Origin of the sequence: Turicibacter sanguinis, from assembly GCF_013046825.1 — a bacterium.
Classification (GTDB): Bacteria; Bacillota_I; Bacilli_A; order MOL361; family Turicibacteraceae; genus Turicibacter; species Turicibacter sanguinis.
Window position 1 is genome coordinate 1,569,735 of sequence record NZ_CP053187.1, and the last position, 23,243, is coordinate 1,592,977.

General features: G+C 33.7%; 20 protein-coding genes and 1 riboswitch. Of the genes, 18 read left to right on the forward strand and 2 right to left on the reverse strand.

The features are described from left to right. The first annotated feature begins 21 nt into the window (after positions 1–21). The 12 genes from HLK68_RS07635 to HLK68_RS07690 all read left to right on the forward strand — a co-directional run bounded on the left by HLK68_RS07635 (position 22) and on the right by HLK68_RS07690 (position 14,379). On the forward strand, positions 22–396 hold the full coding sequence (locus tag HLK68_RS07635; RefSeq protein ID WP_006784176.1) for a hypothetical protein: 375 nt from the start codon (positions 22–24) through the stop codon (positions 394–396). A 92-nt stretch (positions 397–488) separates the two neighbouring features. Then, positions 489–665, forward strand: a riboswitch (cobalamin riboswitch). Between the two features lie 158 nt (positions 666–823). After that, positions 824–1,810: an ABC transporter substrate-binding protein gene (locus tag HLK68_RS07640; protein WP_055164517.1), complete on the forward strand. Its 987-nt coding sequence runs from the start codon at positions 824–826 to the stop codon at positions 1,808–1,810. Then, entirely contained in the window at positions 1,800–2,828 is a 1,029-nt protein-coding gene (locus HLK68_RS07645; protein WP_006784174.1) for a FecCD family ABC transporter permease, read from the forward strand. The genes HLK68_RS07640 and HLK68_RS07645 overlap by 11 nt, the downstream gene beginning before the upstream one ends. Before the next feature lie 5 nt (positions 2,829–2,833). Continuing rightward, positions 2,834–3,589 (forward strand): ABC transporter ATP-binding protein, encoded by a 756-nt coding sequence (locus tag HLK68_RS07650; protein WP_006784173.1) that lies wholly within the window; start codon positions 2,834–2,836, stop codon positions 3,587–3,589. A gap of 4 nt (positions 3,590–3,593) precedes the next feature. Continuing rightward, on the forward strand, positions 3,594–4,235 hold the full coding sequence (locus HLK68_RS07655) for a Dph6-related ATP pyrophosphatase (RefSeq protein WP_006784172.1): 642 nt from the start codon (positions 3,594–3,596) through the stop codon (positions 4,233–4,235). Positions 4,236–4,244: 9 nt separating this feature from the next. Further along, positions 4,245–5,705, forward strand: coding sequence for a cobyric acid synthase (locus HLK68_RS07660; RefSeq protein ID WP_132942537.1), 1,461 nt, complete (start codon positions 4,245–4,247; stop codon positions 5,703–5,705). Positions 5,706–6,011: 306 nt separating this feature from the next. Continuing rightward, complete coding sequence (gene bsh / locus HLK68_RS07665) at positions 6,012–7,052, forward strand: choloylglycine hydrolase (RefSeq protein ID WP_009606361.1); 1,041 nt, start codon at positions 6,012–6,014, stop codon at positions 7,050–7,052. 199 nt (positions 7,053–7,251) lie between these two features. Continuing rightward, positions 7,252–8,046 carry a histidinol-phosphatase gene (locus tag HLK68_RS07670; protein ID WP_132942536.1) on the forward strand — a complete coding sequence of 265 codons (795 nt, stop codon included), beginning with the start codon at positions 7,252–7,254 and terminating at the stop codon, positions 8,044–8,046. A 113-nt stretch (positions 8,047–8,159) separates the two neighbouring features. Beyond that, positions 8,160–8,837: an MgtC/SapB family protein gene (locus tag HLK68_RS07675; protein ID WP_009606867.1), complete on the forward strand. Its 678-nt coding sequence runs from the start codon at positions 8,160–8,162 to the stop codon at positions 8,835–8,837. An 81-nt stretch (positions 8,838–8,918) separates the two neighbouring features. Beyond that, a complete protein-coding gene (locus HLK68_RS07680; protein WP_006784167.1) occupies positions 8,919–10,256 on the forward strand; it encodes an MATE family efflux transporter in 1,338 nt (445 codons plus the stop codon). 211 nt (positions 10,257–10,467) lie between these two features. Beyond that, a complete protein-coding gene (locus HLK68_RS07685) occupies positions 10,468–11,403 on the forward strand; it encodes an L-lactate dehydrogenase (RefSeq protein ID WP_132942535.1) in 936 nt (311 codons plus the stop codon). Between the two features lie 147 nt (positions 11,404–11,550). Beyond that, positions 11,551–14,379 (forward strand): DUF3427 domain-containing protein, encoded by a 2,829-nt coding sequence (locus HLK68_RS07690; protein WP_132942534.1) that lies wholly within the window; start codon positions 11,551–11,553, stop codon positions 14,377–14,379. 41 nt (positions 14,380–14,420) lie between these two features. Here the strand turns inward: HLK68_RS07690 and HLK68_RS07695 are convergent, their stop codons facing one another. Then, positions 14,421–14,810 (reverse strand): (deoxy)nucleoside triphosphate pyrophosphohydrolase, encoded by a 390-nt coding sequence (locus tag HLK68_RS07695; protein ID WP_006784164.1) that lies wholly within the window; start codon positions 14,808–14,810, stop codon positions 14,421–14,423. Positions 14,811–14,985: 175 nt separating this feature from the next. On the opposite strand from HLK68_RS07695, the gene HLK68_RS07700 reads away from it, so the two are divergent. The 3 genes from HLK68_RS07700 to HLK68_RS07710 all read left to right on the forward strand — a co-directional run bounded on the left by HLK68_RS07700 (position 14,986) and on the right by HLK68_RS07710 (position 18,563). Then, a complete protein-coding gene (locus tag HLK68_RS07700; RefSeq protein ID WP_155222807.1) occupies positions 14,986–16,707 on the forward strand; it encodes a UvrD-helicase domain-containing protein in 1,722 nt (573 codons plus the stop codon). A gap of 352 nt (positions 16,708–17,059) precedes the next feature. Then, positions 17,060–17,743: a hypothetical protein gene (locus HLK68_RS07705; RefSeq protein ID WP_006784801.1), complete on the forward strand. Its 684-nt coding sequence runs from the start codon at positions 17,060–17,062 to the stop codon at positions 17,741–17,743. A gap of 238 nt (positions 17,744–17,981) precedes the next feature. Next, positions 17,982–18,563, forward strand: coding sequence for a TetR/AcrR family transcriptional regulator (locus HLK68_RS07710; protein WP_006784800.1), 582 nt, complete (start codon positions 17,982–17,984; stop codon positions 18,561–18,563). A gap of 10 nt (positions 18,564–18,573) precedes the next feature. Here HLK68_RS07710 and HLK68_RS07715 read toward each other — a convergent pair whose 3' ends face one another. Beyond that, the gene (locus HLK68_RS07715) at positions 18,574–18,834 is read right to left on the reverse strand and encodes a rubredoxin-like domain-containing protein (protein ID WP_006784799.1); all 261 of its coding nucleotides are present in this window, start codon (positions 18,832–18,834) and stop codon (positions 18,574–18,576) included. Between the two features lie 668 nt (positions 18,835–19,502). On the opposite strand from HLK68_RS07715, the gene HLK68_RS14570 reads away from it, so the two are divergent. The 3 genes from HLK68_RS14570 to HLK68_RS07735 all read left to right on the forward strand — a co-directional run bounded on the left by HLK68_RS14570 (position 19,503) and on the right by HLK68_RS07735 (position 23,042). Then, positions 19,503–20,825 carry a serine/threonine protein kinase gene (locus HLK68_RS14570; RefSeq protein ID WP_238581453.1) on the forward strand — a complete coding sequence of 441 codons (1,323 nt, stop codon included), beginning with the start codon at positions 19,503–19,505 and terminating at the stop codon, positions 20,823–20,825. Between the two features lie 284 nt (positions 20,826–21,109). Beyond that, on the forward strand, positions 21,110–21,844 hold the full coding sequence (gene rpsB, locus HLK68_RS07730; protein ID WP_006784796.1) for a 30S ribosomal protein S2: 735 nt from the start codon (positions 21,110–21,112) through the stop codon (positions 21,842–21,844). Between the two features lie 124 nt (positions 21,845–21,968). After that, the gene (locus tag HLK68_RS07735) at positions 21,969–23,042 is read left to right on the forward strand and encodes a glycoside hydrolase family 53 protein (RefSeq protein ID WP_006784795.1); all 1,074 of its coding nucleotides are present in this window, start codon (positions 21,969–21,971) and stop codon (positions 23,040–23,042) included. The last annotated feature ends 201 nt before the right edge of the window (positions 23,043–23,243 follow it).

Genomic DNA, 23,243 nt, shown 5'->3' on the forward strand with positions numbered 1-23,243 from the left:
AGAATTGAAATGAGGGATAGGATGAGTAAATGGTGGATGATGATTTTAATAAGTATGCTATTAACAGGATGCACATCACAAGCTATTAAGTTGGATGATGAGAAGTTTTTAGAGTGTGTCGACGGTGATACGGTAGATTTTTCAATGTTTTTTCCTACTGATTGGGATATAGTATGGATCTTTCATCCATATACACCACTTGAAAAAGTTGAGGAAACAATTGGAACTCGTTTTAAGCATGAGACAGCGATTGAGTATTCAGATACTATTCATTTAGTTATAGCTCTAAAAGATGACCATGTGGTGAGTTATGCTGAGATTAGCCGCTTAGTTTATGATTTCAATACGGCAGAAACGTTAAAAATAACGAAGGAAAACCAATTACAAATCAATTGAGAATAAAGATTGGGTATGATTCATAAAGTGTTAGGTAATTGGCTATCATTAGACAAATTTGACAAATAGAAGTGTAACGACTATACTTGATTAGTCATGGACTCATAGCAGGTGATATGATCTTAATAAGGAATGAAGTGAAATTCTTCAACTATCTCAGTAACCGTGAAGCGGACAATGTCTTAGTGAGCCACTGCATCAATTGATGTGGGAAGGGAAGACGGCGAATGATGCAAAGTCGGGAGACTTGCCTGATATGCGAGTGCTATTATCCCCTGAGGATGGGATAATGGGATACGTACGTGATTTTACTTAAGTCATTAGGTAAAAGAATTTAATGTAGTCATACCTTAATGTGGTATGTTTTTTTATGTTAATTTCATACGTATCATATGAACCTCAAAATTTTAAAACTTGGAGGAGAAGTATGAAAAAGTTTAAACAAATCGTGTCATCATCTTTAGTGGCATTTGTTACAATGATGTCATTAGCAGGGTGTCAAACAGAAGCACCCGAAAACAAAGAAACAACTGAACAAACACAAACGCCAGTTGAGCAAGCACAAAACTCAGATGCAACATCTTCAAAAATGGTAGACCGTGAAGGAAATGAATTTGAAGCGCCAGTTTCGATTGAGCGCATTTTATCAACTGCACCATCTAATACGGAAGTATTAATTGCACTAGGATTAGCTGATAACCTAGTTGGTGTGGATAAATATTCAACAGATATCGAAGGAATTCCAGCAGATGCTGAAGTCATCGATTTTAGAAACCCAGATTCAGAAGCAATTATTGAAATGCAACCTGATATTATTATTGCATCAGGACATAACAAAGTAGGAGATGAAGATCCTTACGCTTTATTAAAAGAAGCGGGAATTACAGTAGTATATATCCCAAGTAGTGATAGCATTGAAGGAATTTATGAGGATATTGCTTTTATTGCGGATGTAACAAATAAAGAAACAGAAGGACAAGAATTAATTGATGAAATGAAACAAGAAGTAGCTGCTATTAAAGCCGTTGGTGATACCATCACAGATAAAAAAACAGTGTACTTTGAAATTGGTTCATCATCAAAATTATATAGCTTTGGTCATTCAACATTTATTAATGAATTAATTGAAACAGTAGGCGCAACAAATATTTTAGCTGATGAAGAAGGATGGATTTCACCAAGTGAGGAAGCGGTTATTACAGCTAATCCAGATGTTATCTTGACAAATGAAACTTACTTAGATAATGCGACTCAATTAATTAAAGAACGTGCGGGATTTGAAACAATCACAGCGGTTGAAAATGATGCCATTTATTTAATCGATAAAAATGCCTCATCACGTGGTAGCCAAAACGTGATTAAAGCTTTAAAAGAAATTGCACAGGCTGTTTATCCTGAATACTATGCAAACTAATAAACGCAAACTTTTAATACTACTAGCGATTCCGTTAGTAGTATTAATTATATGTATCGGAACCATCATCGGAAGTTCGAACATTGACTTTCTTGATATCTTATCGATTATAGGGCATAAACTATTTAATCTCCCGCTACTCGAAAATATCCAAAATAAAGATGTCTCAATCATTTGGGTCATTCGATTACCACGCGTCTTACTCGCTTTTTTAGTCGGAGCCTCTCTCGCTGTTAGTGGAGCTGTCATTCAATCCATTCTAAAAAATCCACTTGCCTCACCTTACACACTCGGCGTCTCATCTGGAGCATCGCTTGGTGTTGGACTTTACATTATCCTAGGGTTTTCAATTCCATTGGTTGGGAATATGGCCTTACCTGTTATCGGGTTTATTTGTGGGTTAGCCACTGTTTTTTCAGTTATTTTATTCGCGAACAAAGTAGATCGTGGGCTCTCAAATAATACAATGATACTTGCTGGAATGGTATTTTCATTATTTACAAATGCCATGCTCACAACCATAACTGCTTTAAATAGTGAGAATATTACTCAAATAACGATGTGGCAAATGGGCTCATTTGCGATGCGGGGATGGCCCTATGTGAGAGCTATTATCCCATTTTTTATCGTCGGTCTTTTTATCGTTTTAAAATATTGTAAAGAAATGGACGTTTTAAGTTTCGGAGAAGATCAAGCAAAAAGCGTCGGAGTTGAAACCAAAAAAGTTAAAACAAACCTCATTGTAGCAGTTGCAATTTTAACTGGAAGTGCGATTGCTTTAAGTGGGACGATTGGTTTTATCGATTTAATCACACCGCATGTCGTAAGGAAACTGGTCGGTTCAAATCATAAATGGGTCATTCCAATGTGTATCGTTTTTGGTGGATCTTTCATGGTGTTAACAGATTTAGTTGCTAGAACGATTATCTCCCCATCCGAACTTCCTGTTGGAGCTATTACCGCTTTAATTGGAGCCCCATTCTTTGCTTATCTATATTTCAGTAAGAGAAGTAGGTGAGTCAAATGTTAAAAATTAATCAACTCAATTGTGGATATGATGGAAAAATAGTTGTTAAAGACGTTAACCTACACATAAAAAAAGGTCAAACTCAATGTATTGTGGGGCCTAATGGTTGTGGAAAAACAACGATTTTAAAAGCAATTGCCAACCTTCTAGATTATGAAGGAGAAATTCTATTAGAAGGTCAGAATATTAAACACATCAAACGAAAGCATCTTGCTAAAAAGATTGCCTTCATGACGCAATCATCAGACCTTTATTTTCCTTATACCGTGTATGAAACCGTCTCACTAGGAAGATATGCTCATTCAACCGGACTGTTTTCCACACTATCAAAACGTGATAAAGAGATTGTGCTCGATTGTATTAAACGAGTCGGATTAGAAGCGGAAAAGGATAAACTCATCAATGAATTATCAGGTGGTCAATTGCAGCGCGTTTATTTAGCACGCGCATTTGCTCAAGAACCTGACATCATTTTACTTGATGAACCGACGAATCATTTAGATTTAAAATATCAGATTGAAATTTTGGACCATATTAATCAATGGACAAAGGAGCAGGGAAAAACTGTGATTGCCGTTTTGCATGACTTGAATTTAGTTCAAATGTTTAGTGAAGAGGTCATCATGATTAAGGACGGACAAGTCGTGGCATCTGGTCTTTCAAAAGATGTTTTAGATGAGGAAAGATTACTTGATGTTTACGGAATTAATATCAAAAACTTTATGTTAGAAGCGTTAGAGAAATGGAGATAAGGTTATGAAATTTGTTATGTCATATAGCTGTGGAAAAGACAGTACGCTATCATTATATCGTATGATTAAAGCAGGACATGAACCGTTAGCTTTATTAATTACAGTGGATAAAAAGGTATGTCGTAGTTGGTTTCACGGTGTTCCTAAGCATCTACTTGAAGAAGTATCAAAGTCATTAAATATTCCGCTTTTATTGGTTGAAAGTATTGGGGATAATTATAAAGAAACGTTTGAAGAAGCACTAGGTAAAGCCAAAGAACAGGGCGCCGAGGCTTGTGTTTTTGGAGATATTGATTTAGAAGCCCATCGTACTTGGTGTACGGATCGTTGTGAAGCAGTTGGACTTGAGGCAGTCTTTCCTTTATGGTTAGAAGATCGTGAAGCGTTAACGCATGAATTTATTGATTTAGGGTTTACAACGGTTTTAAAAAATGTGAAGTTAGAATGTTTAGGTGAAGAATTTTTAGGCAAGGTCTTAACGAAAGAATTAGTTGAGAAAATTAAAGCAACGGGGTCTGATGCATGTGGTGAAAATGGTGAGTATCATAGTTTTGTCTATGATGGGCCATTATTCTCTTATCCTGTTTCATTTGAAGTTGGCGAAAATATTTTAACCGAGACACACGGTTATTTAGATATTAAGTAGGTAAACAACATGAAGACAAAACGAATCATGTTACTTGGAACAGCCTCATCAGTTGGAAAAAGTACTCTAGCGGCAGCGTTTTGTCGCTATTTTAAAAAGCAAGGATATAGCGTTGCACCGTATAAAGCTCTGAATATTTCACTTAATTCTTATGTGACAAAAGATGGCGATGAAATTGGACGTGCTCAAGTGGTACAAGCCGAAAGTTGCGAAATCGAACCGGTTGCAAACATGAATCCAATTCTAATGAAACCGAGTGTGGGTTATAAAACACAAGTCATTGTTCGAGGTAAAGTTCACTGTACGATGGATGCCTATCAGTATCATGATTTAAATAAATATTTAAAGGAACAGGCGGCACTAGCCTACAAACAGTTAGCACAAAATCATGACCTAATCGTTTTAGAGGGATCAGGAAGTTGCGCTGAAATTAACTTAAAAGCAACAGATATTGCAAATTTTCATACGGCAAAGATGGCAGATGCGCCCGTTATTTTAGTTGCTGATATTGATAAAGGCGGCGTTTTTGCCTCAATTGTTGGAACGATTATGTTGCTTGAGGAAGACGAGCGAGCACGTGTTAAAGGAATTATCATCAATAAGTTTCGCGGTAAAGTCGAGTACTTTAAGGATGCGATGAAGCAAATTGAAGACCTGATTAACATCCCAGTACTTGGCGTCTTACCTTATTTTGAATTAGACATTGAAGAAGAAGACGGCGCAACGGACAGAGTTCAGACCAAAAGAGGGAGCGGTGTTGATATTGCGGTGATTCGACTTCCACACATGTCGAATTTTACAGATTTTAATGCTCTTAATCGATTGCCAGATGTCAGTGTCCGCTATGTCTTTAACCCAAGAGAATTAGAAGGGGCTCATTTAATTATCATTCCAGGAAGTAAAAATACGATTGATGATTTAATCTATTTAAAACAAAGTGGTTTTGCCAATGGAATTGAGTTTCAACGAACACAAGGAACCTTAGTTTTTGGAATTTGTGGTGGTTATCAAATGCTTGGCCAAATCGTTAAAGACCCAAAAGGTGTCGAAGGAAATCCGCGTGAGGAAGCGGGACTTGGCTTACTTGAAATGATCACTGAATTTAATCCGATAAAAACAACGAAACAAGTGTGTGGATTTGATTTAGATGGAAATCAAATCAATGGATATGAAATCCATAATGGCATGAGTTTCACAACGAATTCTGAAAACATCTGGATTAAAGATGAGAATGATGTCGTCCTTGGGATGAAAAATAAAGAAGGAAATGTCTTTGGAACCTACATTCATGGATTATTCGATGAAGGTGACTTTGCTCTCAAGTTAATCAATCAACTTAAACAAAAATTAAATCTAGAAATAAAAAATCAAATGAATTATAAAGATTATAAAATGTCACAGTACGATCAACTATGCGAGCTTTTAAAAGAGAATGTTGATATGGAATACATTGAAACCCTATTAAATTAAATCTATATTTTGAAGGATAGTTAATATCTATGGATTTGTTTTTTTAGAGTGAATTAACCAATTCAAGTCGAATAATATAAAGTCCAATTTAAAATAGAGCTTAATGAAAATACCTAAATGAAATGATAAATAGAGTTTTAATATTTATCCTCTGTCATTTAGGTGTTTTTTTATTTATGAAGCGATAAGAAATTGTTCAATGAGCTGATATTCAGGATTCATATTTTTTGAAAGTATCTTAACATAATATTTTCAAATAGATACACACTATAATTAGGAACCATCAGCTTAAAAATAGGTGTTTTGATGAGTTCAAAATTAATGTTTTATTTTAATAGAAAGATGGGATTGAAAAATATGTGTACAGGACTTAGCTTAGTTACAAAAGATAATAAGCATTTATTTGGACGAAATTTAGATGTACCCGCTACATATGGACAAGCTGTTCATATTGTTCCAAGAAATTATGATTGGTTCAATATTGTGAGTGATGAAACATATACGTCAAAGTATGCTTGTATTGGGATGGGAATTGTTGTGGATCGTCTTCCCCTTCTTTTTGATGCAGTTAATGAAAAAGGATTAGCAGGTGCCGGGTTAAATTTTACGCATTTTGCTAAGTTTAACGAAAAAGCTGTTGATGGAAAAACGAATATTTCAGGTTCAACTTTCTTATACTGGGCATTAAGTAATTTCTCAAATTTAGATGAATTAAAAGAAGCCTTAAAACAGTTAATTATTACGAATATTCCAGTTAAAGAAGGGCTTCCTGTTGCAGGACTTCACTGGATGTTTACAGATTTAAGTGGAAAAAGTATTGTCATTGAGTACATGGAAGATGGAATGCACGTATACGACAATCCAGTAGGAGCCTTAACAAATGATCCAACTTTCCCTTGGCATTTAACAAATCTATGCCAATATGTAACATTAGATACAAAAACTCCAGCACCAAAACAATTTGGAGAATATGTTGCTAAACCATTTGGTCATGGGCTTAATATGTGTGGAATCCCAGGAGATGCTTCTCCAGCTGCACGATTTGTTCGAACAGTCTATTTCCGTGATACAGTTGTCGAAGCAGATGATGAAGTCAGTGGTGTTTCAGCATTCTTCCAAGTGCTAACAGGTGTTACCGTCATAAAAGGAAGCGAAATTGATCCAAATGGAGATATGAATTACACCGTCTATAAATCTTGTATGTGCCAAGAATCAGGAACATACTACTACACAGATTATAAAAACCGTCGTATTAGTGCCGTTTGCTTATCAAAAGCCGACCTAGATGGAAAAGAAATCATCAGCTTTGAATATCAAGGTAAACAAGATATTTTATTCCAAAACTAAATCAGATAAATAAAAAAAATCATCTCATATTCTAGTTCATATGAGATGATTTTTTTTATTCATAAGGATTATAGGCGAAAAAATTAAAAAGATAATAGAGTTAATCTTCTGAGCTTTACTTTAATCTCCAAAAGATTTTTTATTTAATGTGCTATAATATCTCAATATTAGATGCTTAGCAGTGGGAGGGAAAAATAGAGTGAAGAAAGTGAATTATCACACGCATACGAAAAGGTGCAAGCATGCGGGGGGAAGTGACGAGGAATATATAGAAAGTGCCATTAAATCTGGTTTTCAAGAATTAGGATTCGCAGATCACACACCATGGCCATTTGATTCAAGCTACACATCAAGTATGCGAATGGATATAGAACAACTTGATGATTATGTGAATCATCTGCAAATCTTAAAACAAAAATATGTCAATCAAATTAGTATCAAAATTGGGTTAGAGTGCGAATATTTTGAGGAATATATTCCATGGCTTAGGCATATAATTGAGGAATATAAAGTCGATTATGTGATTTTTGGTAATCATTTTTCATCGAACGAACAGAAGAATGTCGGATATGGAAAAATGAAAACTGATGAAACAGCATTAGAGCTGTATTTAGACACCGCGATTAAAGCTATTGAATCGAAACTCTTTGCTTACTTTGCACATCCTGATATCTTCATCAGAGGCTATGGAAAATTTGATGACGTTTGCGAACGGATTTCACGTCAGATTTGTGAGAAAGCGAAAGAATATGACTTAATTTTAGAATTTAATATTTCAAATTACATCTGTGAACCTGATTCAAAACATTATTTATATCCATGTCTTGATTTCTGGAAAATTGTAAGTGAGCTTGGATGTCGATGTATTATAGGGTACGATGCGCATCAACCACAGGTGTTAGAGCAACAGAATGGTTACTTGAAAGTGATAGCCGAACTTGAAAAAATAGGCATTGAAATCGTAGATGTTATCCCATTTTTGAATCATCTATGACTCTGAAAAGAAGTTATTTCCACAAAACAGTAAGCGCTTCAAAAATAAGGGTATAAGATGTATAATAAAAATATAGAGTTTCGACGTATTTCAACAACTGGGGAGGGGATTATATGAATACTCAGATGATGATTGAGATTGTTATTCGCACTATTTTATCAATGATCATTGGTGGTTTGATTGGGTGGGAGCGTGAAAGTACGCATCGGCCAGCTGGACTGCGCACCCATATGTTAGTTGCTGTTGGAGCCTGTGTGATTATGCAACTTGGAATATTTACGGCAACACAGTATGGAAACTTAGATCCAACTCGCCTTGGCGCACAAGTTATTTCTGGGATTGGATTTCTAGGTGCCGGTACGATTATGAAAGAGGGAGCTTCAGTCAAAGGATTAACAACGGCTGCTAGTCTTTGGGCGGTAGCATGTTTAGGTCTTGCTGTTGGATGTGGAGCCTACTTTATTGCAATTGTTGGATTTGTTGCGATTATCTTGACGTTAACGGTATTCGAACGGGCTTCAAACTACGTTCCGGATGGAAAATATACGCGATTAACCATTAGTATTCGTTGTGAAGATATCTCGCAAACATTAGCACATCTTAATGAAATTGCCGAAAAGCATCAAGCTCAAATTCTAGAGCTACAATTAAAAGTAATCGAAGAACATAACAATAAAATTACGTTTAAACTAGCGACCAATAAATCACGTCGTCGATTAGATTCAACAGAGTTAATGGGGAATATTTCACAGTACTCAGGAATCAACACCGTTAAAATGACGGAGTGTTAAAAACGTGATATAATGAAACACTGAAAAGCTATGGAATTTATTCCGTAGCTTTTTATATGAGGTAAAAAGGAGTATGAGAGCATGAATATGGATCATATTTTAAATGCAAATTTATTTAAAGTTTGGTCAAAATTTGTTATGGCATCAGTCATTGGTGTCGTATTAAACACGATTTATACGATTATTGATGGAATGTTTGTTGGTCAAGGGGTTGGAGAAATAGGACTTGCGGCAGTCAACATTGTTTGGCCTGCCATTACATTAATTATCGGAACAGGATTAATGCTTGGAATTGGGGCTAGTAGTTTAATCGCTATTTCACTCGGTAAAAAAGATATCGAAGAAGCTGAAAAGTATCTGGGAACAACGATGGTGGCTTCAATAGCAATCGGTGCTTTGATTACAATCGTTGGTTTATTATTTAGAAATCCGATCTTAAGAATGCTTGGGGCGGATGAAATGGTGATGCCATATGCACAAGATTATTTCTCCATTTTTTACTGTATTACCATTCCTTATATTTTTTCTACAGCGCTTAACCCTATTGTACGAACAGATGGAAACCCAAAACTTGCGATGATGATGGTTGGGATTGGAGCAATTGCAAATATTATTTTAGACTATTTACTCGTAATAGTTTTTGATTTTGGAATTAAAGGGGCAGCAATTGCTACAAGTGCGAGTATTGTTCTAAGTACTTTGATTTCACTTTATTATTTTTTAAAAGGCAACTCAACCATTAAGATTAGGAAGCTCTATTTAAAACTTGATGGAAAAATTTTAAAAGAAATTGTGAAAATTGGATTTGTTAGTTTCATGATTCAGCTCTCGTATGGAACCATTATTTTTGTTCAAAACAATGTCATGTATGCTTATGGAAGTAACATCGATGTAGCTATTTACACTGTTGCATCGTATGTGAATTGTTTCTTCGTAAATGTTTGTACAGGAATTTCACAAGGTCTTCAACCCTTAATTGGATATCATTTTGGAGCGAATAAATGGACTCGTATGAAGCAATTTTTATATTTAAGTATTGTGATAAGCGTGGTAGCAGGTATTCTTGTTTTCATTGGAATTTATAGTTACGGTCGAGAACTCGTATCCATTTTTGGAATTTCATCTGAAAATTTAGAGTATGGCTATCAAAGTATTTTAATGTATTGTTTGGGTAGCCCCATTATTGGAATTATTTTTACGATGAGTGGTTATTATCAAGCTATCGGTAAAAATATTCAGGCCAATATTTTGTCGGTTAGTCGAGGGCTTATTTTTCAATTTATTTTAACACTAGCATTACCACCACTTATTGGCGTATCAGGTGTCTTTTTATCCTTACCGATAGCCGAAATTTTAACACTGATGATTTTAGTGTTCATGAATGGTAAAAGGGTCATGAGGTTAAAATTTTCCTATTAGCATTATTTCGTCAAATTTAAAAATAGCGATAAGTTTTTCATACTGTGAAACTTTTTAACAGATTTCATTAGTAAATTATGTTAGAGATAAAAGGAATCATCTTGAAAAATCGAACTAGACCGTCTCTTGTTAGAGATGGTCTTTTTTCATAGATCAATAAAGGAGAAGAATCCATATGATATATTAAGCTTACTATTTTGGAGGGGGAAACATGGCAATAAAAATGAGCAAAGTTGCAATTATAGGAACAGGATTAGTCGGATCAAGTTGTGGATATGCTTTAATTAATCAAGGAGTATGTGACGAGATACTATTAATTGATATCAATCAAGAAAGAGCAACAGGTGAAATGATAGATTTACTTAATAGTGTTTCATTTATGTCATCTCGTACAAAAGTAAAAGTTGCAAGTTATAAAGAACTTCATGATGTAGATATCATTGTTTTCACTGCAGGAGCCGCACCAAAAGGGAATCAAACACGACTAGATACACTAGGAGTCAGTGCCGCTATCTGTGATTCAGTCATTAAAGAAGTCATGGCATCAGGATTTAACGGTTTCTTTGTGGTTGCATCAAATCCCGTAGATATTATTAGTTATCATATTATGAAACTATCAGGTCTTCCTAAGAATCAAGTAATTGGAACTGGAACCTCCATTGATACCATCCGTTTAAAAACGATTCTATCTTCTTACTTAAATGACATCGATCCACGTGATATACACGCCTATGTTTTAGGAGAACATGGAGATTCACAAATGGTACCATGGTCAAATGCAAAAGTAGCGGGAATTCCTTTAACAGAATATATAAAAGAACCACTGGATTTAAATGCGATTGCTTATCAAACGATGCAAGTCGGATGGGAAATTTACAAACGAAAAGGGACCACCTACTACGGTATTGCGGCTGCCGTTGTGAGAATCATTAAAGCTATTTTTAATGATGAACAAATAATCATTCCAACGTCGGCGCTGCTAGAAGGAGAATATGATGAATTTAATATATACATAGGAGTACCAACGATCATCGGAAAAAATGGAGTCGAGTCAGTCCTTGAACTCCCACTTACACCAAACGAATTAAACGCCTTTAAACACTCCAATAATGTGTTAAGAGAATCTATGAAAACGATAGGGTATTAGAACATTAGAATAAGTAATGAAAGCATTAGCTTCAATTAAAAGACGTGCATGGACACGTCTTTTTTGTATGTCATTGATCTCTTGTTGTATTTGAGTTAGAATTAAGAAAATGAAATTAGTAATTAGGGTGATAGAAGGAGTACTAGGATGAAACAAAGTGAGCCAGTTTTTATTCGCAATACAGGTAGTATAAATGTCTTAGATGATTTATTAAAATCTTTAGATCGTTGTAGCGGGTTTTATTTTACAGTTGCATTCATGACATATGGTGGGATTCAACTTTTATTACAAAAGTTTAAAGAATTAGAAGAACGAGGGGTAGAAGGGAAAATTTTAACGTCAACTTATCAAAACTTTTCGGAACCGAAAGCCATTGAAAAGCTTCAAGAGTTTCAGAATATTGAGGTCCGATTATTCGATAAGCAATTAGATGGGGGATTGCATGCGAAGGGGTATCTATTTATTCAAGGAGAGGTGGTTGAGGTTTATATCGGATCTTCAAATTTAACGACGAGTGCTTTAAAAGACAATATTGAATGGAATGTCAAATTAACTAAATCCATTCAAGAACCGTTTGTGAAAGAGGTTTTAAAAGATTACGAACAATTGTGGAATTTAGCTGGTCCATTAACGGATGAGGCGTTACAAGCCTATAAAGAAAGTTGTAAACGTTATAAATTATTTGAAAAAGAGAATTCAAGGTCATTAGATGATGTGATGAAAGATGTCGAAGAATTTATTCCTAATCAAATGCAACAGGCTGCTATGAAGAAATTAGCGTCTTTGCGAAATCGTGGTGAAAAGAAAGCCTTGGTGATTGCGGCAACAGGAACTGGGAAAACCTATATGTCGGCATTTGATGCTAAACAATTTGAACCTAAACGATTATTATTTATTGTTCATCGGGAAGAAATCTTACAGAGCGCAAAAGAGACATTTGAAAAAGTCATCCCAGGGATTAAGGCAGGATTGTATACAGGCAATCAAAAAGATAAAGATGCAGATTACTTATTTTCAACAATTCAAACAATGTCCCGCTACTATAAGGATTATAAAAAGGATGATTTTGATTATATGATCATTGATGAAGCTCATCATGTGGGTGGTGATACATATCAAAGATTACTCGATTATTTTGAACCTAAATTTTTACTTGGAATGACGGCAACCCCTGAACGTTGTGATGAGTTTAATATTTTTGAATGTTTTGATGGTCATGTTGCACTTGAGGTTCGATTGAGAGAGGCGTTAGAAGAAAATCTCATCATTCCATTTCACTATTTTGGGATTCGTGATATTGAGGGAATTGATTTAAGTGATGTCAAGTTAGATCAAATTCAAGAAATTACTAAGCGATTAAAGGTAAATGAACGTGTCGATTTTATTATTGAACAGATGAATTTATTTGGTCAGGATGGAGAATTTAGAAAGGCACTTGGGTTTTGTGTGAGTGTTGAACATGCCGAGTATATGACTGAGAAATTTAATGAAGCGGGAATTGTGAGTGCTTGTTTAACTGGGAAAAATACACCTGAAGAACGTCAGTCTGTTATTAAGCAACTAGAAAGTGATGAAGATCCATTGGAGATGATATTCACTGTGGATATCTTTAATGAAGGAGTTGATATTCCTGCAATTAACTTAGTTTTAATGTTACGTCCAACGCAATCTCCAATTATTTTTATTCAACAGTTAGGACGAGGATTAAGAAAACAAGAAAATAAAGAATTCTTAACTGTGCTTGATTTCATCGGAAATCATAGTAAGTCTTTCTTAACTGCTATTGCTTTAAATGGTGACCGATTCTATGATAAAGACAGTTTAAAAGTAGCTGTTTCAACCGGATTTAGTGATATTCCTGGGGAAAGTTTTATTATCTTAGATACGATTTCAAAAGAACAAATTTTAAGACAGCTTGATACAGAAAACTTCAATTCAATGACTTACCTCAAAGAAATGTATCAAGAATTTAAACGAATGAATCGTGGACAAACCCCGTATATGTTAGTTGATTACTTGAAATATGAAGGAGCACCAGATCCAATTACCTTTATAAAAAAAGAAAAAACGTATCTAAACTTTATTGCGAAGGTGGACAAGGATCCATTCATAGGTTCACTAATCCAGTCCGAAGAATTTATAAAAGTTTTAAAAGAATGGTCAGGGCAGCTTCCATTAAAACGACCATTTGAATTCATTATATTAAAATATTTTTTAACTCATCTTCAAGAAACACATATTGACTTAGAAGTAGCCGAACATGAAATTTTAAAATATGTTGAATCAGTGAATGAAGCCAATGTGAAACATGCTCTAGAGTGTTTGAGTCAAACATACTATGATTCAACTGAAGTGAATCAATATTTGAAATTAGGAGAATACATTGGAGATACTTTTATCATTACTCCTATTTTTAACCAGTTACGGCAAGCTCCACACTTTAAGCCATATTTAGCAGATGTCTTAAATTATGGGTTAATTCGTTATGAAGAAGAGTTTAGCGATACAGATTACGGTATTCCGTACTTTAAGTTGTATGAGTCCTATACGATGAAAGAAGTAGCTAAGTTGGCAACATATGATAAAAAGCATAGTGCTTTTAGAGGACAAGGATTATTAACCTTTGAAAATGAATTTTTCTTATTTGTTGATTTGCATAAGGAAGAAGATATTAAAGAAAGTATTAACTATCAAGATAAATTTATTTCACGTGAAATCTTCCAATGGCAAACTCCAAATGCCACATCTCAAGATTCAGAACGTGGTCAGAAAATTACGAAAAATAAGGATTATGGTGTGAATCTTCATTTATTCATTCGTAAATTTAAATCAATTGATGGAGTTGTACAGCCATACATTTATATTGGAAAAGGAAATACAATTTCAGCTGAAGGTAATAAGCCGATTACGATTCATATGGAATTAGAACATAAAGTACCTCAGTTTTTATATTTAGAATTTAATCATAAAGCATAAAACAAAAGAGTCTAATCACAATCGTGTTTAGACTCTTTTACTTATTTACTCAGAAGCTCAACTGCTGGGATATCAGCAGGAGCCCAGTGGAGAGATTTTAAATCCTGCTTTGGAATCCATTTTAACTCTGCATGCTCACTCGCAGTTGGAATTCCATTAACCAATTTACACATAACAGTTATGAGATTTACAAAAATATGTTCATATTCATGTGTATAATCATTAAAGATATCGAAAGCTTCAATCTCACAATTTAATTCTTCTTTAATTTCTCGAATAACTGCTTCTTGAATGCTTTCTCCTACTTCAATTTTTCCACCTGGAAACTCCCAATAGTTTGGAAGACTCATCTCAGGAGAACGAAGCGCGCACAATACTTCATCTGCTTCACTTAAAATAATTGCGCCTACTACACGTACTGTCTTTTTCATCTTAAATCACCTTTAGTTTTTTAGTAATTATAACATAATTTATTGCTATGAGAATGTTAAATTGATAACAGAAGAACAAGAATAGCCTCTAAAATTCAAACATATAAATAAAGTGTATGGATTTATAGGGAGGGATTATAGTGGGGTAAATATATTATGTAATAAAGGTATCGAATTGACAAAAGGAGAAAGTATTGTTTTAGAGACTTTAAGAAAAATATATAAGGACGTTACTTATAATGTATTCATATATGTTCAAGCCATGATTGGAAATAAACGACCAGATTTTATTATTATGGATGAAAAAAGAGGTGTGTCAATCATCGAAGTGAAAGACTGGTCAGAAGATTATATAGTTGATGTGAATAAAGTTAAAGTCAAACTTGTTGATCGAGAATGTGAAAATCCTATTAAACAAATTAAAGGGTATAAAAATCTTCTTAGTAGTGCTTTATTTACAAGAGATGTAGATCCTATAGATGAAGAAGATATAAGTCTTAGAATTATATACACTAACTTGAATCAAACCTCCCAATATAATGAAAACTTAACCTTATTATTTACTTCTCAGGTAGGCTATATATTTAAGAATAACTTAGCCAACTTAAGAGTCTCTCAATTGTTTGACAAAGAGGCATTAGAAACTCCTCTCTTGCTAACAGATTTAAATTCAATAAGGGTTTCATTATATCCAGAAATCGAAATAATTACCTTGGATCAATCCATTATTAGTCGAGAGATAAAGGCATTAGATTTTGACCAAGAAGAGTTTGCTAAAAGAATTCCCCTCGGGCATTATATGGTAACAGGAATTCCCGGAAGTGGAAAAACTGTAATTCTATTATCAAGAGCAGTTTATTTGATTAAGGAGAACCCAGATTGGCGTATTTTGATTTTAACGTATAATAAATCTCTTAGTCATAAACTAAATAGTCAGTTGGAGAGAATAGCCGAAAATTTAAAACAAGATGCGATAAATGATATAAATCTTGAAAATATAGAAATAAGAAATTTTCACTCAGAAGTTAGCCGATTATTAGGGAGAATGAGAAAACCTGAAAATATGGATAATGATGTTTGGTTTAATGATGAATCGGTAAAGTTAGCGAGTGAAAAAGCGTATCCGATTTATGATGCAATTTTGATTGATGAATATCAAGATTTTTATATGAATTGGATTTCTCTTTGTTTAAAATTATGTAAAGAATATACGAATGATACATCTGATAAGATATTTAAAAATATATTTTTAGCGGGTGATCGTTTACAGAGTATTTATAATCGCAATGAAATTAGTTGGAAAAGCATCGGTATTAATATGCAAGGCCGCTCTAAATTTTTAAAGACATCTTATCGAAGTGCCAAACAACATTTGAATCTAGCACTTAACTTTTTGCGAAATGATAAAATTTTAAAAAAAGATGTTGATAAATTTTATGTAGATGAATTAAATAATCAGGAGTTAGACGCTGTTAATAATGGAAGTGTTGAATTTTTAACAGGTAATTTTGCAATGATTGGAGATAAAATAATTGAATTAAAAAAACAAGGATATAAAAACGAAGATTTTTTAATTCTTTGTCCAAGTAAAAACTGTTGTGACAGTGTAAAACAAAAAAGTTCGAGTTCAATCAAGTATGAAATGGAATACATAAAAGATTTAACAGATGAGACAAAGAATATTATTTTAACAACCTATCATTCATCAAAAGGCTTAGAGGCTAAAGTCGTTTTTTTAACAGAAATTGATAAAATATATGTAAGTAATGATGCAAGTGATCAGATTAAAAGAAAGATTTTATACGTAGGGATGACAAGAGCTTCTGAAAAATTATATATACATAGTACATCATCTGAAAATGGAAAGTACCTAACTGAATTGAAAAAACTATTATAGAATAAATCAGCCCTGCAGTAGAATTATAAGGTTAATTAGATAATTTAGTATAACACATTATAAAACTAAACTGTTTGGAATTAATATTAAATTAAAAGTTGATATAAATAAAATGAATACATATAAAAAGTGCACTTCAGGAAAGTGCACTTTTTATATGTATTCATTGGCTAATATTTATTTTATATAAAATTATAAAACAAAAATTAGTACAAATGTACTAATTTTTGTTGACTTGTTAAATTTTGAGTGTTAATCTATTATGGCAAAGATGATTTGTGAAAAATATATTTTTGATTCAAATATTGGAATTCATTTCAATATTTAGGAGAGTTTTTGGAGGAGAAGAAGTATGAAAAAGTTAGCTAGTTTATTAGCTGTATTCGGGTTAACGTTATCATTAGGTGCGTGTTCTAATGAAACAGCTCAACCTGAAGAAACATCTACACCTGAAGTATCTGAAACAACTGAGACTCCTGAAGTTGAAGCAGAAACAGCAGCTTCTGAAGGAAATAAAGAAATCGTTGATGGATATACATCAGCATCAACAACAAAAACAACATTAACTGGAGATGCTTTAACAGAAGCAACGACTGGCTTAGTGGCTGTATCATCAGACTTAGCATCATTAGCAACGACCCAAGAGGAGGGGTATATAGCTCCTGAATCAGCAGCTCATGTTCAAATTTTATCAGTTAATCCTACGGGAACAGTTGGATTCTCAACAATCGCAGCTTGGCAATATCAACAACATGAAGATGGAGTTGATCAAGTTGTGGTCCAATTAACTGATGGACAAAATGCTCGTAACTTAGCTGAAATTGGAAAACGTGGATCAATTATCGTTCACAATGGTTTATATTACATCTTACATTTAGAAACAGTAGCAGTTGAAGTATTAGAATACACAGAAGAAAACTTCAATAATGGATTATTCAACTATGCTTACACTGGAGCTGCTCACCAAGCATCTCAATACAACATTACATTCAATGTATTAGCAGTGGAAAGCACACCGGTTGCATTATTAGATTAATTTAAAAGTATGTCATGATTTACCCCCTTAAAAAATGATATAGATAGCTAGTGGCTTCAGTCACTAGTTTTTTAATGCCTATGATTACTTAGACTGCTTGATAAACTTTAATGTTTTAAAAGTCATGTAATTTTGTGCAATAAATTATCTAAAATAGCTCATTGTATTTCACGTCATTTCCATTGAAAACAAAATCAAATTTTGTTAACATTAGCATTAACAAAAGGAGAGATGGGATATGGATAAAAAGCGTCAGATACTTATCACAGCAAGAGCATTATTTAACGAGAAAGGATATCATCAAGTTAAAATGCGTGACATCTCAAATGAACTAGGAATTAGCGTTGGAAATCTAACGTATCACTATAAAAAGAAGCAAGATATTATTCAGGCCATCCACCAGGAAGTTTATGAAACATTAAATGAGGAACATGCAGTCGAAACATTATCCGATTTAATGAACTTACTTCGTCATATGATTCGTACTCTGTTTAATGAGAAATATTACTTTAATGATCGAACAATTGGAGATGAACTTCCTGAATTTATTGAAGAACAGGGACGTCGTTCTATTGATGTAAAACAAAACGTGATAGATGGAATGAAAAAACTTCGAGAAAATGGTCTACTTAACGTGGATGATGAAAGTATAGAAGTTGTCATTCAATTCATTTTATTAAGTCACATTGGGTGGATTTTAGATATTAAAGAATTAACAGAAGAAATAGAAGATGCCTATATCAATCAGCATCTCATCTTATTAAAACCTTACTTAACAGAAGCAGGGTTAAAAGAATATGAACAATTAAAAAAGCGATGAGAGAAGAAACTCATCGCTTTTTAGCTTTAAAATTAGATGTAACATTAGATTTTGATTTAAATTTAGATGTGCCCTTAGATTTAGCCTTATTTTTAGACTGAGCTTTTAATTGAGCCAACTCTTTCTCTCTTTGCTTTTTTCGTTTAGTAGCTTCAGGATTTTTATCAATCATCGTAAATAAATTAGTACCCGAATCACAATCAGGACATTTATCAGGGGCTTTGATTCCTTTGTGGATATACCCACAGACTTCACATACAAATTCTTTCATTATATAACCTCCAAGTTTAAATTGTAACTCTTAGTATATGCATAAGTCCATAGAAGTTTTTCATCGTCAAAAAAATTATACTTTAGTGGTGTTAGAATTCTTTTCAATGATTTTTCTATTTAAAGTCCATTTTCTTCTAAAGAGGTCACCTACCTATACTAAAAGATTTTTAATTCATAAGATGTATTGTCGGCAAGATAATTGAAGTTATCGCGTCGGCATCTTAGTACAAAAAAGGAGTGTCTTTATGAATTATTATCAAGCAAATGCACACAGAGGAAACGGATATTATAGAAGTGGGCGACGCACTAGTACTACATCAGGATCAAGCCGTTCACAAAGCTCAAGATCAAGCCGTTCACAAAGCTCAAGATCAAGCCGTTCACAAAGCTCACAATCAAGCCATTCACAAAGTTCAAGATTTAGTCGTTCTCAAAGTTCACAATCAAGCCGCTCTCAAAGCTCAATGAGCAGTCGTTCTCAAAGTTTTCAATCAGGCCACTCTCTAAGTTCAATGAGCAGTGGTTCACAAAGTTGGTCTAGATTTAGTCGCTCACAAAGCTCACAATCAAACCGTTCTCAAAATTCAAGAAGCCGTTCAAATAGCTCACGTAGTCAGTCACAAAGTTGGTCTAGATTTTAATTGTTAAATCTGACGCCGTGAGATTATGGATAAACATTTTAAAAAAAATCAGTCTATTAACGGATATAAAGTGACAAAAAGACTAGGTGAAGGTCGATATGGGATTGCTTATTTGGCAACAAATGAGCAATCTCAAAAAGTTGTAATTAAACAATTAAAAAAAGATATGCTTAAGGAAACGAGAAAAAAACTGTTTTATGAAGAAAAGATATTAAAAAGTTTAGATCATCCAGCTATTCCGAAATTTATTGGAAAATTTAAAGAGGGGTCAACTGAAGGATATATTCTTGAATATATTGAAGGAAAAACATTTGATCAACTCATAAGACGAAATGAAGAAGTTTTTACCAAAGATGAAATCTATCATATTGCGGATCAATTACTTGATATTTTGCAACCACTTCATGAACAAAATATTGTGCATCGCGATATTAGGTTACCTAATGTTATTGTCAAAGACAATAAAGAGTTAGCGCTTATTGATTTTGGGCTTGCAAGATATGTAGATAATCAGCGCTATGTTAAAGCCGTTGATTACTGGTATCTAGCTGATTTCCTTCTTCATCTTTACTACACGACATATAATGGACTTGAAACATTGGAAAGACCATGGTATGACGAGCTTGATTTATATGATGAAGAAGAAAAGTTTCTTAAAAAACTATTAGGTATTTCAAAAGATAAGGCAAAGTATCATAGTATCGATGAGATTAGACAGGATTTAAATAAAGTAAAACAGATTCATCAACGAAAAAAAAAGGAAGAGGAGGGGATTAATGTGATTAGTGAGGTTGAGATACAAAAAATTCATCTTAAAAGTTTTAGAGCGAATATTTATAATCTAGAGCCATTTAGGGTAATTGGTTTAATTGATGTTGATGTGAAATACAGTTATGGAATAGAGCGAGTAACGTTGGCTTTTTATCGCTCATCAGGAACGAATAATGGTAAGATTAAAGGACTTTGGTATCCGATTGTCGGAATTAAACTTGAAACTGGACCGTTTACTGAGTTTACAGATTATTTAAACCATGCTTTGACGATGTCGACAAGACGAGGATATGGTAAAAAAGGCTGGTTAGCAAAATCAGTGTTTTTTACAGATAGCTATGTTCCCAAATCACGATTCCGTGGATTTTCTAACGGACCACATTATGAACCTCTTTTTGAAATCGGAAAAACATTAATGAATCTTTATGATGAGGATAGTTATTATGAAATGCACGAACTAGATGCAAAAACATTAGACGATCTTGTAATAGAAGACAGAATACTACCTGGTAATAAACATACTCAAAGAGAAAACTATAATCGATTAATGGCCGATATCATTAATGGGGTTAAATAGCGTAACCTTAAGTCAATCTAGCTGTAAGTTGTTTGAATACTTGTTCAAATGACTTACAGTTTTTTGTTTTTTATCCTAATTTCGTATAAAATATCCAAGTATGGTACAAAATTTAATTAAATTTAAAAATTTTACATGAAATTTTTTAAATATCATGGTAGAATATTTAAGTTGAAAATATTCATCACACATATGGAGTAAGTGGTCAAGTGCTATGTAGATAGTGGTCATTTACAATGAAGTATGTGGTAGTAAAACAAAATTATAATTAGGAGGAAATAATTATGGCAATTATTTCAATGAAACAATTATTAGAAGCTGGGGTACACTTCGGACACCAAACTCGTCGTTGGAACCCAAAAATGAAACAATACATCTTCACAAGCCGTAACGGAATCTACATCATCGACTTACAAAAATCATCTAAAAAAATCGATGAAGCTTATGCAGCAATGCAAGAAGTAACTAAAGATGGTGGAAAAGTAGTATTCGTTGGGACTAAAAAACAAGCTCAAGAAGCTATCAAAGAAGAAGCTATCCGTGGTGGACAATACTGGGTTAACCAACGTTGGTTAGGTGGAACTTTAACTAACTTCAAAACTATCCAATCTCGTATTGCACGTTTAGAGCAATTAGAAGCTATGGAACAAGACGGTACTTTCGAAGTATTACCTAAAAAAGAGGTAATCAACTTACGTAAAGAAATGGAACGTTTAAATAAATTCTTAGGCGGAATCCGCGAAATGAAAGAATTACCAGCTGCAATGTTCGTAGTTGACCCACGTAGCGAGCGCATCGCAATCGCTGAAGCACGTAAATTAAACATCCCTGTATTCGGTATCGTAGATACTAACTGTGATCCAGATGATGTTGATTACGTAATTCCTGCAAACGATGATGCAATCCGCGCTGTACGTTTAATCGTTGGTAAAATGGTTGACGGAATCATCGAAGCTAACCAAGGTGCTGCTGAAGAAGTAGTAACTGAAGAAGTAGCTGTTGAAGCTGCTGCTGAGTAATTTTTACTCTTAAAAACACTTATCTCGTAAGAGATAGGTGTTTTTTTTTAGTATTGACATAAATTGTAAGCGGTGTTATAGTGATTTTAATCTACTAAGATGGAAACAAAAAGGGGGAATAATAATGAATTTTATAAAAGGAATGGATGTTTCAATGCTTCAAGAACTTGAATCAGAGGGAGCAAAATACTATTTAGACGGACAAGAAATGGATATCTTTGACTTATTTAAGCAAAAAGGAATTAACTCTATTCGATTGAGACTTTGGAATTATCCTTATGATGAAACAGGGGCACCTTATGGTGGGGGAACGAATGACTTAGAAACAACAATCAATCTAGCTAAACGTTTAACTGAAAGTGGATTAGATTTTATTTTAGATTTTCACTATAGTGATTTTTGGGCAGATCCTAAAAAACAAGTGAAACCTAAAGCGTGGACTGATTTGACTGGCCGAGATTTAGAAAACGCCGTGCATGATTATACGTTAGAGACACTTAAAACATTAAAACAAAATGGTATTCAACCGACATGTGTGCAAGTTGGAAATGAAATTACGTACGGATTTTTATGGGGAGACGGGCATATTTCTAATTTAGAAGGAATGACATCCCTACTTCAAGCAGGAATTTCGGCCGTTAGAGAATTCGATTCAACAATCAAAATTATGCTTCATTTAGATTATGGAACGGATAATAGACTATATCGAGAATGGTTTAGCAGTGTTAAAAAGTATGAACTCGACTTCGATTTAATTGGCATGTCGTATTATCCTTATTGGAATGGCAGTCTTGAAGTATTGTTAGCTAATATGAACGATATTAGCCAAAGATTTGATAAAGATATTGTCATTGCAGAAACAGCTTTTTGTTATACAACGGACTCACTTGGATGTAATGGGATGATTGTTGATGAAGAGCTTGCCAAAAATGTTCCTTATGAACCAACCAAAGAAGGACAAAAGGAATACTTAGAAGCCTTACTTAATATCATTAAAAGTGTCAGAGATAATCGTGGGGTTGGTCTTATTTACTGGGAACCATCATGGTTGCCAATTCCTCATGTTGCCTGGGCTAAAGAGGCGGGGGCTAAATATGCTAATGATGAAGGTGAGCTAGGAAACTCGTGGGCAAATCAAGCTTTATTTGATGAAAGCGGGAATGCTAATCCAGCATTAGATATTTTCTTAAATGATTAAAAAAGAATGCACTTGTCAGGATCTAGAAAATTTATAGATTTGGATAAGTGCTTTTTATATGATAAAATATAAAAATTTAAAATTAAGTTCAAGAATTTTCATTGTTTGACTTTAAATACCATAATGTTATAATCAATGTTGGCAAGTGCGGAAAATGTTATTATTTGTCGAGATACTGTATAAATATATTTACTTGAAGAT

What these genes read in the sequence shown, in the direction of transcription:
- HLK68_RS07660 (WP_132942537.1), top strand. Translation starts at nt 4,245, where the DNA reads ATGAAGACAAAACGAATCATGTTACTTGGAACAGCCTCATCAGTTGGA.
- rpsB (WP_006784796.1), top strand. Translation starts at nt 21,110, where the DNA reads ATGGCAATTATTTCAATGAAACAATTATTAGAAGCTGGGGTACACTTC.
- HLK68_RS07650 (WP_006784173.1), top strand. Translation starts at nt 2,834, where the DNA reads ATGTTAAAAATTAATCAACTCAATTGTGGATATGATGGAAAAATAGTT.
- HLK68_RS07675 (WP_009606867.1), top strand. Translation starts at nt 8,160, where the DNA reads ATGAATACTCAGATGATGATTGAGATTGTTATTCGCACTATTTTATCA.
- HLK68_RS07715 (WP_006784799.1), bottom strand. Translation starts at nt 18,834, where the DNA reads ATGAAAGAATTTGTATGTGAAGTCTGTGGGTATATCCACAAAGGAATC.
- HLK68_RS07695 (WP_006784164.1), bottom strand. Translation starts at nt 14,810, where the DNA reads ATGAAAAAGACAGTACGTGTAGTAGGCGCAATTATTTTAAGTGAAGCA.
- HLK68_RS07685 (WP_132942535.1), top strand. Translation starts at nt 10,468, where the DNA reads ATGGCAATAAAAATGAGCAAAGTTGCAATTATAGGAACAGGATTAGTC.
- HLK68_RS07705 (WP_006784801.1), top strand. Translation starts at nt 17,060, where the DNA reads ATGAAAAAGTTAGCTAGTTTATTAGCTGTATTCGGGTTAACGTTATCA.
- HLK68_RS07735 (WP_006784795.1), top strand. Translation starts at nt 21,969, where the DNA reads ATGAATTTTATAAAAGGAATGGATGTTTCAATGCTTCAAGAACTTGAA.
- HLK68_RS07680 (WP_006784167.1), top strand. Translation starts at nt 8,919, where the DNA reads ATGAATATGGATCATATTTTAAATGCAAATTTATTTAAAGTTTGGTCA.
- HLK68_RS07710 (WP_006784800.1), top strand. Translation starts at nt 17,982, where the DNA reads ATGGATAAAAAGCGTCAGATACTTATCACAGCAAGAGCATTATTTAAC.
- HLK68_RS07635 (WP_006784176.1), top strand. Translation starts at nt 22, where the DNA reads ATGAGTAAATGGTGGATGATGATTTTAATAAGTATGCTATTAACAGGA.
- HLK68_RS07640 (WP_055164517.1), top strand. Translation starts at nt 824, where the DNA reads ATGAAAAAGTTTAAACAAATCGTGTCATCATCTTTAGTGGCATTTGTT.
- bsh (WP_009606361.1), top strand. Translation starts at nt 6,012, where the DNA reads ATGAGTTCAAAATTAATGTTTTATTTTAATAGAAAGATGGGATTGAAA.
- HLK68_RS07655 (WP_006784172.1), top strand. Translation starts at nt 3,594, where the DNA reads ATGAAATTTGTTATGTCATATAGCTGTGGAAAAGACAGTACGCTATCA.
- HLK68_RS07645 (WP_006784174.1), top strand. Translation starts at nt 1,800, where the DNA reads ATGCAAACTAATAAACGCAAACTTTTAATACTACTAGCGATTCCGTTA.
- HLK68_RS07690 (WP_132942534.1), top strand. Translation starts at nt 11,551, where the DNA reads ATGAAACAAAGTGAGCCAGTTTTTATTCGCAATACAGGTAGTATAAAT.
- HLK68_RS14570 (WP_238581453.1), top strand. Translation starts at nt 19,503, where the DNA reads ATGGATAAACATTTTAAAAAAAATCAGTCTATTAACGGATATAAAGTG.